At 66.9% G+C, this 12,968-nt stretch carries 10 protein-coding genes and 2 tRNA genes; 4 read left to right on the forward strand and 8 right to left on the reverse strand.

The features are described from left to right. Positions 1–375: 375 nt before the first annotated feature. From ACSG06_RS00005 to ACSG06_RS00030, 6 genes are read right to left on the reverse strand one after another with little or no spacing between them, the layout of a single operon-like run. The gene (locus ACSG06_RS00005) at positions 376–795 is read right to left on the reverse strand and encodes a NusA-like transcription termination signal-binding factor (protein WP_440988207.1); all 420 of its coding nucleotides are present in this window, start codon (positions 793–795) and stop codon (positions 376–378) included. Next, positions 795–1,997 carry a DNA-directed RNA polymerase subunit A'' gene (gene rpoA2, locus ACSG06_RS00010; RefSeq protein WP_440988208.1) on the reverse strand — a complete coding sequence of 401 codons (1,203 nt, stop codon included), beginning with the start codon at positions 1,995–1,997 and terminating at the stop codon, positions 795–797. Before rpoA2 ends, ACSG06_RS00005 begins: the two co-directional genes overlap by 1 nt. Continuing rightward, positions 1,990–4,926 carry a DNA-directed RNA polymerase subunit A' gene (locus tag ACSG06_RS00015; protein ID WP_440988209.1) on the reverse strand — a complete coding sequence of 979 codons (2,937 nt, stop codon included), beginning with the start codon at positions 4,924–4,926 and terminating at the stop codon, positions 1,990–1,992. Before ACSG06_RS00015 ends, rpoA2 begins: the two co-directional genes overlap by 8 nt. A 1-nt stretch (position 4,927) precedes the next feature. Beyond that, a complete protein-coding gene (rpoB, locus tag ACSG06_RS00020) occupies positions 4,928–6,757 on the reverse strand; it encodes a DNA-directed RNA polymerase subunit B (RefSeq protein ID WP_440988210.1) in 1,830 nt (609 codons plus the stop codon). A gap of 3 nt (positions 6,758–6,760) precedes the next feature. Next, the gene (locus ACSG06_RS00025; protein ID WP_440988211.1) at positions 6,761–8,326 is read right to left on the reverse strand and encodes a DNA-directed RNA polymerase subunit B''; all 1,566 of its coding nucleotides are present in this window, start codon (positions 8,324–8,326) and stop codon (positions 6,761–6,763) included. 4 nt (positions 8,327–8,330) lie between these two features. Then, entirely contained in the window at positions 8,331–8,558 is a 228-nt protein-coding gene (locus tag ACSG06_RS00030) for a DNA-directed RNA polymerase subunit H (RefSeq protein WP_440988212.1), read from the reverse strand. A gap of 277 nt (positions 8,559–8,835) precedes the next feature. On the opposite strand from ACSG06_RS00030, the gene ACSG06_RS00035 reads away from it, so the two are divergent. The 3 genes from ACSG06_RS00035 to ACSG06_RS00045 all read left to right on the forward strand — a co-directional run bounded on the left by ACSG06_RS00035 (position 8,836) and on the right by ACSG06_RS00045 (position 9,699). Beyond that, positions 8,836–8,908: transfer RNA gene (locus tag ACSG06_RS00035), tRNA-Asp, on the forward strand. Positions 8,909–9,138: 230 nt separating this feature from the next. Next, positions 9,139–9,558, forward strand: coding sequence for a group I intron-associated PD-(D/E)XK endonuclease (locus tag ACSG06_RS00040; protein WP_440988213.1), 420 nt, complete (start codon positions 9,139–9,141; stop codon positions 9,556–9,558). A 68-nt stretch (positions 9,559–9,626) separates the two neighbouring features. Then, positions 9,627–9,699, forward strand: a tRNA-Asp gene (locus ACSG06_RS00045). A gap of 274 nt (positions 9,700–9,973) precedes the next feature. Here ACSG06_RS00045 and ACSG06_RS00050 read toward each other — a convergent pair. Then, a complete protein-coding gene (locus ACSG06_RS00050; RefSeq protein WP_440988214.1) occupies positions 9,974–11,494 on the reverse strand; it encodes a DUF7343 domain-containing protein in 1,521 nt (506 codons plus the stop codon). 336 nt (positions 11,495–11,830) lie between these two features. Here ACSG06_RS00050 and ACSG06_RS00055 point away from each other — a divergent pair, with 336 nt between their 5' ends. Continuing rightward, entirely contained in the window at positions 11,831–12,040 is a 210-nt protein-coding gene (locus ACSG06_RS00055) for a hypothetical protein (RefSeq protein WP_440988215.1), read from the forward strand. Between the two features lie 185 nt (positions 12,041–12,225). Here ACSG06_RS00055 and ACSG06_RS00060 read toward each other — a convergent pair whose 3' ends face one another. Continuing rightward, entirely contained in the window at positions 12,226–12,927 is a 702-nt protein-coding gene (locus ACSG06_RS00060) for a nuclear transport factor 2 family protein (protein ID WP_440988216.1), read from the reverse strand. Positions 12,928–12,968 lie beyond the last annotated feature (41 nt).

Here is a 12,968-nt window from a genome sequence, read left to right on the forward strand (position 1 = left end):
TCTCTCGTCATTGCCGGACTACGTCCGGCTGGCAGCCAGAGATCGGAGATCTCTGGCCACATCACGAAAGACGCCTCCGGCGTCTTTCGAACGACAGCGCCAGCGAGCATCGGTCACGAGACGCTTGCGTCTCGTGAGCCCGCCGGAAATCTCTGATTTCCGGTTAGCAGACAGAAAGCTCCGCTTTCTGTCCACATCCAGCGAGAGCTTCGCTCTCGCGTGACAGCGAGCCGCGGGAGTCGAGACGCTCGGGGCTTTCTGGCTGTTCGCGGGTTGAGGCGACGCACTCCCAGTAGAAGGAGCAGGAACGCTCGAACTCGTTACAGGTACGCTACACAGTCGAATCTCAACGGGAGCAAAACGAACGTTCCGATTCTAGGCCAGCTGGATGTCGTCGACGTCGAAGTGCCGCTTCGCCAGCTCGCGTGCGGTGTCGATGTTCCGGCCGTCCGCGCCGATGGCGACGCCGGTGTCGGCCTCGTCGACCTCGGCGTAGGCGACCACGTCACCGTTCTCGCTGATGGTGACGTGGTACACCGCTGCCGGGGCGAGGGCGTTGGCGACGAAGTCCGCCGCGGTGTCGGCGTCCTCGACCAGCTTGACGTCGCGGCCGAGGCGCTCCTCGACCTCCGCGACGTGCTGGCCGCCCGGGCCGATGGCGGTGCCCATGTCGCCGGCGGCGACGAGGACGACGACGCGGTCGTCCTCGACCAGGCAGTCCCGGCCGCTCGCCCCGGTGACCTCCTCGAACAGCCCGAGGATGCGCAGCGCCTCGTCCGTCAGCGTGACCGCCATCAGTCCGCTTGCGAGGACCGGTTGACCGACCCCATCTTGAGGTTCACGTCGCCGGTGCCGAGCTTGATCGGCTTGCCGACGATGACGTTCTCGGTGACCCCGTTGAGGTCGTCGACCTCGCCGTGGATGGCGGCGTCGAGCAGGTGGTTGACCGTGACCTCGAACGCCGCACGCGCGAGGACGGACTCCTTCGAGCCGGAGATGCCGTGACGGCCGATGGACTCGATCTCGCCGCGGTTGGTCATGATGTCCGCGACGAGCATCAGGTGGCGGACGTTCACGTCGTCGAGACCCTGCTCTTCGAGGGTGGTCTTCGTCTCCTCGATGATGATCTCGCGGGCCGCCTCGATGCCGAGCTCGGAGCGGATCTCGTGGATGTTGTTGCAGGTGGTCCGCGAGGCGTCGACGCCCTCGATGGTGAGCACGTCGCCGAACGCCGAGCCCTCGGTGTAGAGGACGAACTCCTCGCCGTCCTCGGTCTCCTCCTTGCGGATGACGACGCGGGCGATCTCCTCGATGCCCTTGAACGTCACGTCGCGGAGCTCCTCGACCAGCTGCAGCAGGTCGCGGTAGGACGGCTCCTCGGGGCCGAACTCGACGCTCGTGCCCTGCTGGACCGTCTGCACACCGAGGGAGTCCTCGATGATGTCGGCGACCTCGCCGGCGATCTCGTCGACGTCGTCGACGGTCGGCCAGCGCTCCTGGAGCGTGTCCGGGTTGAGGTCGATGTGGACGCGCATGTCGGCGACGTTCGTCGAGATGTCACCCAGTGCGAGGATCTTCGTCGCCTCGATCTTCCAGACGACCTCGTGGGCCTTCTCGCGGTTCGTCGCGTACTCGTCCTCGAGGTGGACCGTCATCGTCGGCGTGTCGGGCGTCTTCCGGGCGTCCACCAGCTCGATGAGCCGGGGCAGCCCCTGCGTGACGTCGATCTCCGCGACGCCCGCGTAGTGGAACGTGTTCATCGTCAGCTGGGTGCCCGGCTCCCCGATGGACTGGGCGCTGACGGTGCCGACGGGGTCGAGCGCGTCGACCCGCGTCTCCAGGTAGCGGTGCTCGACGGCGCGGGCGATCTCGTCGGCCTGCTCGACGCTGGCGTCCCGGTCCTCGACGGTCCGGTACACCTCGGCCTTCAGCTCCTCGGGCAGCTCGGTGTCCTCGACGACCGCCTCGACGTCAGCGGAGACGTCGAACTCAGTCATCGGACTCCACCTCCGAGAGGAGGTCCGGGTTGCGACGCGACTCCCCGTGTTCGGAGAGGTTCGTCGGCCGGGCCTTGTCGCCCAGGAACTCCTGCTTCGAGTCGTCGTCCTCGAACTCGGCCTCGATGACGCGGTCGGCGATCTGCTCGACGTCGATGCCGTGGTCGTCGTCGTAGGCGACCTTCGTCGGCGACGTGCCGTCCTCGCCGAACTCGAACTGGACGATGGTGTCGCTCGTGTCGCGCACCGTGCCGTCGTACTGCGTCTCCAGCTCGGAGAGCGCGTTGATGAGCCGGCGCTGCAGGTAGCCGGACTTCGAGGTACGGACTGCCGTGTCGACCAGGCCCTCGCGGCCACCCATCGCGTGGAAGAAGAACTCCCGCGGGGTCAGGCCGCCGGTGTAGGAGTGCTCGACGAAGCCGTGAGCCTCCGCGCTCAGGTCGTCCTTCTGGTAGTGGCTGAGGGTGCGGTCCTCGTACCCGCGGTTGATGCGGGTCCCACGGACCGCCTGCTGGCCGACGCAGCCGGCCATCTGGGTCAGGTTGAGCATCGACCCACGCGCACCGGAGTTGGCCATCACGACCGCCGGGTTGTCGTCCTCGAAGTGCTCCTCGGCGATGTCACCGGCGTTGTCACGCGCCTTCCCGAGCGTCTGCATGATCTTCATCTCCAGCGTCTCGTCGACGGTCCGACCCGGCAGCGACTCGAGCTCGCCTGCGTCGTACGTCTCGATGAGCTCCTGGACGCGGTCGTAGGCGTCCTCTATGGTCTCGTCGATGCGTGCCTGTGCCTCCCCCGGGATGGTCTCGTCGTCGATCCCGATGGAGAACCCGAAGTGCATGATCGAGCGCATCGCGAGCGTCGCGACCTCGTTGATGAAGATACGGGCACGCGTCTCGCCGTACACCTTCGCGAGCGTGTCGACGACCTCGCCGCCGAACGCGCCGACGCCGTCCTCGTCGATGGTTCCCTCCACCAGCTGGCCGTCCTCGATGACGACCGTGTCGCCGGTGTTCGACTGGAACTCGAGGTTGAGGTCGTCGGGCAGCAGCTCGGAGAACAGCTGGCGACCGGTCCAGTACGGCCGGTCGTCGTCGTCGATACCGGCCTCCTCGGGCAGTTCGTCGATGCGGGTCGCCCGGAGCAGGTCGAGCGCCTGCGTCTCGTTGAACTGGGGATTGTCGTGGGTCAGCAGGTACGTCCCACTGATGTGGTCCTGGATGGCCCCGATGATGTTCTCGCCCATGCGGGGGCTCAGGATCTGCTCCTGTACGCGCATGAGGACGCGTGCCTCGGCGCGAGCCTCCTCGTTCTGGAGCGCGTGCATGTTCATCTCGTCGCCGTCGAAGTCCGCGTTGTACGGCGGGCAGACGACGGTGTTCAGCCGGAACGTCTTGTACGGCATCACGACGACCTCGTGGGCCATGATGGACATCCGGTGCAGCGACGGCTGCCGGTTGAACACGACGATGTCGCCGTCGATGAGGTGCCGGTTGACCTCCCAGCCGGCCTCGACCTTCTCCGAGAGCTCCTCGCAGTTCTTCTCGGTCACCTTCAGGCGGCGACCGTCCGGCCGTCGGACGTAGTTCGCGCCCGGGTGGCCCTCCGGCCCGTTGCTGACGTAGCGCCGGGCGTCCTCGAGGTTCCGCTCGGTGACGTTCATCGTCTGGGTCATCTCGGTCGCGACCCGGTCCGGCACGCCGACCTCGTTCAGCGAGAGGGTCGGGTCAGGCGAGATGACGGTACGCGCCGAGAAGTTCACACGCTTGCCGGACAGGGAGCCACGGAAGCGGCCCTCCTTGCCCTTCAGGCGCTGGGACAGCGTCTTCAGCGGACGGCCGGAGCGGTGGCGCGCCGGCGGCGTCCCCGAGATCTCGTTGTCCATGAACGTCGTGACGTGGTACTGGAGCAGCTCCCATAGGTCCTCGATGATGAGCTGCGGTGCACCCGCCTCGCGGTTCTCCATGAACCGCTGGTTGATGCGGATGATGTCGACCAGCTTGTGGGTCAGGTCGTCCTCCGAGCGCTGGCCGTTGTCCAGTGTGATGGAGGGACGCGCCGTCACCGGCGGGACCGGCAGCACGGTCAGGATCATCCACTCCGGACGGGACTTGTCCGACGAGATGCCGAGCACCTCGATGTCCTCGTCCGGGATGTCCTCGAACCAGTCGCGGATGTCCGAGGGCATCAGCTTGTTCATGTCCTCCTCGGTGAGGTCGATGTCGAGCGCCTTCTCCAGCGCCTTCCGGTCCGACTCGCGCGGGCGGAACTCGCCGGAGAGAATCTGGTTGACCCGGGAGAGCTCGATGCCCGTCTCGTTGGCGAGCGCCTCGCGGCTCATCGGCTCGTCGTCGTCGTCCTCGCCCGGCTGCATCGCGGCGGCGATGCGCTGGGAGTACTCCGAGGTCAGCACCTGCTGGACCTCGTAGTACGTCGTCGGCTTCTCGTGCTGGATGTCGAACTGGACCTCGCCGCAGAACGGACAGCGGTCCTTCTTCCGGGCCTGCCGGATGGCCGCCTTCGTCACGTCGTTGAGGTCGCGACCCAGCTTGCGCGTCTGGTCGAGCTGGCCGCGGAACTCGTCGCGCTCGTCCTCGGTGAGACAGAGCCGGGCGCACTCGCGGCAGGTGCCACGGAGCAGGCGTCGGATGAGCTTCGTGAAGCCGACGTGGATGACGGGCGCGGCCAGCTCGATGTGGCCGAAGTGCCCGTTACACGAACCCGAGTGCTTCCCGCAGGTCTTGCACTCCAGACCGGGGTCGATGACGCCCAGTCGCGGGTCCATCAGCCCCATGTCGATGGGGAAGCCGTCGTCGTCGTAGGTGTCCGCCGTGATGATCTTCGTGGCGGACATGTCGCGGTACTCCTCCGGGTCCATCAGCCCGAAGTCGATCTCGCCGATCTCCTTGGGTGTCTGTGAGCTTACCATGTTAGACTGCGTCCTCCAGTTCCAGTCGCGGAGCGATGCCGAGCGCCTTCATCTCGTCGAGCAGGAGCTTGAAGGCGTAGCTCATCTCTATCTCGTGGATGTCGGTCTCCTCGCCGCAGTTCGGGCAGTACACCCGACGCTGGTCGACGTTCTCGACCGCGCTCATCCCACACTGCCCGCAGACGTGGATGAACTCGCGGTCGGACTCGTCGAGCAGGCGCTCCTTCAGCGCCATCGCCGCGCCGTGCCCGATGAGCACGTCGCGCTCCATCTCCCCGACACGCAGGCCACCCTCGCGGGCACGCCCCTCGGTCGGCTGCCGGGTGAGCACCTGCACCGGCCCGCGCGAACGGGCGTGCAGCTTGTTCGAGACCATGTGGTACAGCTTCTGGTAGAAGATGACCCCGACGAAGATCTCCGCCTCGATCTTCTCGCCGGTGACGCCGGAGTAGAGGCGCTCCTTGCCCGAGGACTTGAAGCCGGCCTCCTCCAGCCCGCCACGGAGTTCGTGCTCGTCCTCGCCGGTGAACGGCGTGCCGTCGACACGGCGACCCTCCAGTGCGCCGATCTTGCCGCCGAGCATCTCCAGCACGTGGCCGACCGTCATCCGCGACGGCAGCGCGTGCGGGTTGACGATGAGGTCCGGGACGACGCCCTCCTGCGTGAAGGGCATGTCCTCCTGGGGTGCGATGTGGCCGACGACACCCTTCTGGCCGTGCCGGGACGCGAACTTGTCGCCCATCTCCGGGATGCGCTCGTCGCGCACGGAGACCTTCGAGAGCTTCGAGCCGTCCTCGCCCTCCATCAGCGTGACCGTGTCGACGACCCCGGACTCGCCGGAGCGCATCGTCACGGAGGTCTCACGTCGCTTCTGCGGGGAGAGGCCGCCCATGTCGTCGGGCTCCTCCAGGAACCGCGGCGGCGAGGTCTTCCCGAGCAGCACGTCGTTCTCGCCGACGCGCGTCTCCGGGTTGACGAGGCCGTCCTCGTCGAGGTGTGTGTACGCGTCCTCGCCGCGTGCGCCGCGCACGTCCTGGCTCGGGATCTCGAAGCGGTCCTCCTGGCCGCCGGGGTAGCGCCGTTCCTCGCCCTCGTAGGTCCGGAAGAAGTGCGAGCGGGCGAGTGCGCGGTCGACCGACCCCTGGTTGAGAACGAGCGCGTCCTCGATGTTGAACCCCTCGTAGCTCATGACGGCGACGACGAAGTTCTGCGCCGCGGGGCGCTCGTCGTAGCCGATCTGCTCCGTCGTCTGGGTCTTGACCATCGAGAGCTGCGGGTAGTGCAGGAGGTGCTGGCGCGTGTCCGGCCGGATCCGGTAGTTCGCGCTCGGCAGCCCGAGCGACTGCTTGATCATCCCCGCACCCATCGTGATGCGCGGCGACGCGTTGTGCTCCGGGTACGGGATCATGCCCGCACCGATACCGAAGATGAGCTGCGGGTCGACCTCGAGGTGCGTGTGGTCCTCGGTCAGGTCCTCGCGGTCGACGGCGACGTAGATGTCCTCCTCCTCCTCGGCGTCGATGAACTCGACGTGGCCGTGCTCGACGAGGTCGTCGAACTCCAGCTCGCCGTTGCGGACCGCCTCGATCTCCTCCTCGGAGATGCGGGTCTCGCCGTTCTCGACGACCAGCAGCGGGCGACGTGCCCGGCCGGCGTCCGCGTTGACGATGACCTCGCGGGTGCGGTCCTTGACGGAGACGTTCACCATCTCGCTCACCTCGCCGAGCCGGCGGGCCTCGCGGATCTGCTCCGCGAGCTCGTGCGGCTCGGGGTGTGTCCCGACCAGACTACCGTTGACGTATACCTTCGCTTCGCGCTGTTGACTTGCCATGTGTTAGTCGTCTGCGGGTGTTTCCTGGCCCTGTCCTTCGAGCCCGGGGATACCCTTGACCCCCATCGACGCCAGTTCTCGTTTGAGTCCCTGTTCGTCCTCGATGTTCTGTGACAGCTCCATCGCCTGGGCGAAGTTCTTCACCAGCCCACAGTTCGGCCCCTCGGGCGTCTCGGAGGGGCAGATGCGACCCCACTGTGTCGCGTGCAGGTCACGCGCCTCGAAGTGGGGCTGGCTGCGCGACAGCGGCGAGCGCAGCCGGCGCAGGTGCGACAGCACGCCCATGAAGTCCGTCCGGTCGACCAGCTGGCTCACGCCGGAGCGGCCGCCGACCCAGTTCCCCGTCGCGATGGGGTGCTCCAGGCGCTCGGTGAGCACGTCCGAACGGACGACCGTGCTGACCGAGAGCTGCCGGTTCCGCATGTTGGCGCGCTCCAGCTGGTACTTCACGTCGCGTGCCAGCTTGTTCAGCGCCGTCCGGAACAGGTCCTTCATCAGGTCGCCGGAGACCTTCAGGCGCTTGTTCGCGTAGTGGTCCTTGTCGTCGGACTCGCGCCGCCCGAGCGCGAGCTCGAAACACGCCTCGGCCATCCGGCAGAGGTAGTACGACTTGTTGATGCGGACGTCCTCCTCCTCGACGCCTTCCTCGTGGAGGTGCGGCAGGAGGTACCGGTCGATGACGTAGTTCGCCCGCTTGAGCTGGTAGTTCTTCCCCTGGCCGGAGGCGACCCGCTTGCCCAGCGTCTCGATGGCCTCCTCCTGCGTCTGGACCTCGGCGGCCTCCAGGTTCTCAAGCATGTACTTGACGACCTCGGGGTCGTCGCTGACGCGGTGGACGATCTCCTCGTCCGACTCCAGGCCGAGCGCACGCACGAGCGTGACGAAGTTGATGCTCCCCGAGACGGAGGGGAACGACACCTCGAGCAGGCCCTCGCGGTTGCGCTCACACAGCACCAGTGCGCGGTAGCCACGGCGCTGCGAGAACGTCTTCGCGACCTGGATCTCGTCGCCGTACTTCGTGTCGTACTCCGCGAGGATCTTGTTCGGTGCGAGGTCCTCGCTCGTCATCAGCACGCGCTCGGAGCCGTTGACGATGAAGTAGCCACCGGGGTCGGCGGGGTCCTCGCCGATCTCGATGAGCTCCTCGTCCGAGAAGCCCGCGATGTTGCACTTCTCCGAACCGACCATGATGGGCATCCGGCCGATCTTGGTCTCGGTGGAGTCGACGACCCGCTCCTCGCCCTCCTCGCCCTTCACGATGGACATCTCCATGAAGACGGGCGCGGAGTACGTGATGTTCCGGAGGCGGGCCTCCTGCGGGTAGAGCAGTTCCTCGGAGCCGTCGGCCTCACGCACGCGCGGGGTCACGACACGGACGTCGCCCAGTTCGACGTGGACGGGCTCCTCGCCCTCCTTGTCGCCGATGTCCGTGTCGATGGTCTCCTTCTCGTCCACGACGCGTTGCATCCCCCGGGTGAGGAACGCGTTGAACGAGCGGAAGTGGTGTTCTGCGAGTCTGTCCTTCGAGAAGTACTCACGCGAAATCGCGCGTCGGTTTGCTCTGTCCATTCTGTCAGTCCACCACGAGTCGGTACACGACCGCTGTGTCTGTCGTTCGCGATTCTCGGATGATCTTCACCACGTCACCCATCTCCGCTTCGTCGGGGAGCGCCGGGTCGGTGCGCTTGATCTTGGGAAGGTCCGTCCTGTCGATGTCGTACTCGTCGAGCACGTCGTCGAGCTCGTCCTCGTCGAGGACGACGTGCTCCGGCACGAGTTCGTGTTGGCTTACGTCTACCATGGTTGTGTCTGACCGGAGAGAGAAGCTGCTGTCACGAGATACTACAGGGCACTACCGGCGGGAGGCATTTAACGTTTGCCAAGTACGCGCGGGAGCGTCCGCTACCGGTGCCCGCCTCGTCGGCGGGTGCGAACCCGCGGCCGGGACGACGCGAACGATCTCAGTTTCGTCCGGAAGATTGCGCTACGACCCTAAAGCGTTTGTGCCGCGGTGGACACACGCACACGTCCTCCGATTGGAAAGCCTTAAGCGTACAACCCGGGTACGATAGGGTGAAGCCCGGGTGGTGTAGTGGCCCATCATACGACCCTGTCACGGTCGTGACGCGGGTTCAAATCCCGCCTCGGGCGCTTTCTCAGCAGACAACGTGAGTGAGGAGCGCCAGCGACGAGCGAACCGTCTGCTGAGAAACGCCACGAAGGGATTTGGACTAGCGAGCACGCAGCCGAGCGCAGCGAGGCCCGTGCGAGTGAGGTTCAAATCCCGCCTCGGGCGCTTCTTCGATCTCCTGTTCTGGCGCGAGTCGTCTCTCCGGTGACTCCCGGCCAGCATTCAAACCGGAAGGCGACTCAACGTCGGCATGAATCCCTCTCGACGCGGTGACGAGACGGAAGCGATCCTCCTCGCCAGGCTGCTCGAACTGGGCAATAGCGTCGCGGTCCCGTTCGGCGACAGCGACCGGTACGACCTGCTCGTCGACGACGACGGCTACCTGTTCCGGGTGCAGTGCAAGACCGGGAGCTGGGTGAACGGGACGGTGCGGTTCAAACTGTACAGCTCGACGGTCGACGACGGCGAGCGAGTCGATGCCGACTACACGGCGGCGGAGGTCGACGCGTTCGCGGTTTACGCACCGGAGACGGACGAGGCCTACTGGGTCCCGGTAGCCGAGACGGGAGTCGGTGAGATGCGGCTCCGCGTCGAGGAGCCGGAGCCGAAGGCGCCGCGGTCGCGGTTGAACTGGGCGGACGAGTACCTGCTGGCGGACCGGTTCGGGTGACGGCTGGGCATCGTTCCGAATCGACACCGATTAATAAGTCCAGCAGGAACGAGGAGACGCGTTCGAAAGCCCGGGTGGTGTAGTGGCCCATCATACGACCCTGTCACGGTCGTGACGCGGGTTCAAATCCCGCCTCGGGCGCTTTCTCAGCAGACAACGTGAGTGAGGAGCGCCAGCGACGAGCGAACCGTCTGCTGAGAAACGCCACGAAGGGATTTGAACTAGCGAGCACGCAGCCGAGCGCAGCGAGGACCGTGCGAGTGAAGCTCAAATCCCGCCTCGGGCGCTTTTCCGGACACAACACGAACGAGGAGAGCGTGGTCCGAGCGGAGCGAGGACCACGGCGAGCGGGGAGCGAAGCGACCCGCGAGCGGCGTGACCCCGCGGTTCGGATCGCCCTCGTTCGCGGGCAGGGTCAGGCGCCGGGTTGCACCGTGGCGGCAGCCGGTTCGTCGCCGGGTCTGGTGACGAGGTTCCGGCGGCCGATGGTGATCTTCTGGATGGTCCCGGCATCGGCCATCCGCGAGAGGACGCGGCTCACCTTCGACTTCGACCAGTCGGTCCAGTCGACGATCTCGCTCTGCCAGAGCCGGCCGTCGTTCTCGTCGAGCAGCCGGCAGATCTGGTCCTCGTCGCTGAGCGGCACCGGTTCGCGGGCGTCGTCGTCGGCTGCCTCCGGAGCGGTCGTCTCCCCTTCGGTGTCCACGTCCCGATCGTCGTCGTCGTCCAGCGTTGGCTCGACGGACCACGTCGGGGTCCCACGGCGGACGGTCCACCAGCCGGCCACCGTCGCGAGCACCGCGAGGCCGCCGCCCACGACGGCCAGCGTCGGGAAGCCATCGGACGAATCGGGCGACATCCCGGCGGCGGCTTCGGCGTCCCCGACACCGTCGCCGTCGGTGTCCGGCCGGGTCGGGTCGAGGCCGTACCGCAGCTCCTCGCTGTCGAGTAGGCCGTCGCCGTCGGTGTCCGGGTCGCGCGCGTTGGTCCCAAGTGCGACCTCGCGGCCGTCGTCGAGGCCGTCGCCGTCGGTGTCTGCGACCGTGACGTTGGTCTCGTGGCGGTTGACCTCCGGCCCGTCGTCGAGGCCGTCGCCGTCGGTGTCGGGCGTGGTCGGGTCGGCGCCCCGTGCGAGCTCCTCGCCGTCGTCGAGGCCGTCGTCGTCGGTGTCGGCCGCGGTCGGGTCGGTCCCTTCTGTGACCTCGCGGCCGTCGTCGAGGCCGTCGTCGTCGGTGTCTGCCGCGTTCGGGTCGGTGTCGAGATCGTTCACTTCGCGGCCGTCGTCGAGGCCGTCGCCGTCGGTGTCGGGCGTGGTCGGGTCGGTCTCGTGGACGTTGACCTCGTCGCCGTCGTCGAGGCCGTCGCCGTCGGTGTCCGCGACCCGGAACTTCGTGCCGGCGTCGAACTCGCGGCGGTTGCTCAACCCGTCGTCGTCGACGTCACCGTCGGCGGAGACCAGCCGGAAGTCGAGGCGTTCGCTGGCGAGTTCGGTCGCCGAGCCGTCCGTGGAGGTCGCGACCGCTTCGAGCGTCTGCTGACCGGTCCGGTTCGCGGGGAACTCGGTGACGGTGACGCTGACGGTCTGTGCGCCGTTCGTCCCGTCGACGGTCCGGCACGCGAGTTGGTCGGCGTCGGTGTCTCCCGTCCGCAGACACAGGCGGGTGTCGTTGCTCCCCGTCTCGAGCTCGACGGTGACGGTGACCGGCTGCCAGTCGGTGAGGTAGGGCAGCACGGTCTCGGTCTCGACGACGCCCTCCCCCGACAGCTCGACGTCCTGGATCGTGACGGAGCTGTCCTGCGTCGTGGCGGTCGTGTCCTGTACGGTGGTCGGACTCCCTGCGGCGGCTGCGCTGGCCAGTGGCGTGGCACCCGCGGCCAGAACGAGGAGCGCGAGCAGCACGTATGTCAGCCGTCGTGAACGTGGGGGGCTCGTCATGGGGGGTCATCGCGGCCATTCGGGAGCGTCGTTCATAGTCCTTTGTCATCGGCTGACGGACGTCCGACAGTTGTGGCGGGGACCGACGCGTGAAACAGTGTGAAACAGTCGGATAGGTGGCTGCAACGGTCGGGACGACTGCCCCCGTTTATCGAACACTCCGGCGTATCCCCGGGTGGCGTCATGACCTGGACACCAGACCGACGAACCTTCGCGACCGCACTAGTGTCCCTGCTACTCGTCACCGCTGGGTGCGCTTCGCCCAGTGACGATGGGGGGAACAGTACAGTCGGTAACGAAACCGACGCAGAGGGACCGATCGCGACCGACGACCCGATGAACGGGACCGAGACGACCGGCGACGACCCGACGAGCGGGACCGAGACCAGCGACGACCCGACGAACGGCACCGAGACGACGAGTGACGGACCGACGAACGGCACCGAGACGACCGACGACCCGATGAACGGCACCGAGACGACCAGCGACGGCCCGACGACGAACGGCACCGACGGCGGTACCACGACGAACGGGACCGTCAACTGATCATCCCGGCCTGTCATCCCTGACGACGGCCCCTGCGGCCTCTTCTTCTAGTATTTCACCACGAAGGCCCGGTGTTAGCGTGTCGCGAGCGCGACCGAGGCGCGACCACAGCGGGAATCTTGCTCCCGACGAGCCGGGCTGTCGAGCAGCCTGACCGCCCACCGAGGGTGACCGACGGCCGGCTGTTACGCTCGGACGTCGTACGTGTGGACCCCGATCAGCTGGGACCGTTCGCCGTTGTCCCAGCGGAGCTCGAGTTCGCCCACGGTGTCCTCGGGAACCGAGATGGTCCCGGAATCACCTGGCTCGATGGGTGATCCGATGATCTCGTCGAGCGTGTCTCGCGGTTCTCCCTCGACCCGGACCGTGATCCGTTCGGGCTCCTGCAGGATGTCCCCGCCGGCGTGGACGATGGTGACGGTGTCCGCCGCCGGGTCGTCGGTGTAGTCGAACGCGACACTGGGTGCCCCGTCACCGGGGAATCCGGCATCCCACACCCGCCAGTCGCCGTTCTCCGTCCTGAGTTCGTACTCGACGCGGTCGGTCCTGGAGTTCCCCTGCTGGTCCGAGAGCGTGTACTCGGCGATCACCATCGCGGTACCGTTCTCCTGGGTCCGGATCTCGGTCTCCTCGATGGTGAGTTCCAGGTCCTGGTCGTTCTGCTCCTGGTCGCCGTCCCCCGTGGTCTCGTTCATCGGCCCGTCGGGATGAATGAGTTCGCGTGCCCTGTCCCGGTCCCCCTCGACAGCTTCCGTGAGGAACGCGCGGAGCGTCGCTTCCGGGTCGTCGCCGACATCGCTGTCTTCGCCACCACCGAGGAGGCCTGTACAGCCGGCGAGTGAGGTCAGGGAGAGCGTGGTCGCTGTCAGATAGGTCCGTCGTCGCATGGGAGCCGGGTTCAAGTGGGGGCGTGAAAAGTGTACATATT

Origin of the sequence: Haloarchaeobius baliensis, from assembly GCF_052060055.1 — an archaeon.
Lineage (GTDB): Archaea > Halobacteriota > Halobacteria > Halobacteriales > Natrialbaceae > Haloarchaeobius > Haloarchaeobius baliensis.

Coding starts and splice junctions, on each gene's coding strand:
- ACSG06_RS00005 (WP_440988207.1), bottom strand. CDS start 795: ATGGCGGTCACGCTGACGGACGAGGCGCTGCGCATCCTCGGGCTGTTC.
- rpoA2 (WP_440988208.1), bottom strand. CDS start 1,997: ATGACTGAGTTCGACGTCTCCGCTGACGTCGAGGCGGTCGTCGAGGAC.
- ACSG06_RS00015 (WP_440988209.1), bottom strand. CDS start 4,926: ATGGTAAGCTCACAGACACCCAAGGAGATCGGCGAGATCGACTTCGGG.
- rpoB (WP_440988210.1), bottom strand. CDS start 6,757: ATGGCAAGTCAACAGCGCGAAGCGAAGGTATACGTCAACGGTAGTCTG.
- ACSG06_RS00025 (WP_440988211.1), bottom strand. CDS start 8,326: ATGGACAGAGCAAACCGACGCGCGATTTCGCGTGAGTACTTCTCGAAG.
- ACSG06_RS00030 (WP_440988212.1), bottom strand. CDS start 8,558: ATGGTAGACGTAAGCCAACACGAACTCGTGCCGGAGCACGTCGTCCTC.
- ACSG06_RS00040 (WP_440988213.1), top strand. CDS start 9,139: ATGAATCCCTCTCGACGCGGTGACGAGACGGAAGCGATCCTCCTCGCC.
- ACSG06_RS00050 (WP_440988214.1), bottom strand. CDS start 11,494: ATGACGAGCCCCCCACGTTCACGACGGCTGACATACGTGCTGCTCGCG.
- ACSG06_RS00055 (WP_440988215.1), top strand. CDS start 11,831: ATGAACGGGACCGAGACGACCGGCGACGACCCGACGAGCGGGACCGAG.
- ACSG06_RS00060 (WP_440988216.1), bottom strand. CDS start 12,927: ATGCGACGACGGACCTATCTGACAGCGACCACGCTCTCCCTGACCTCA.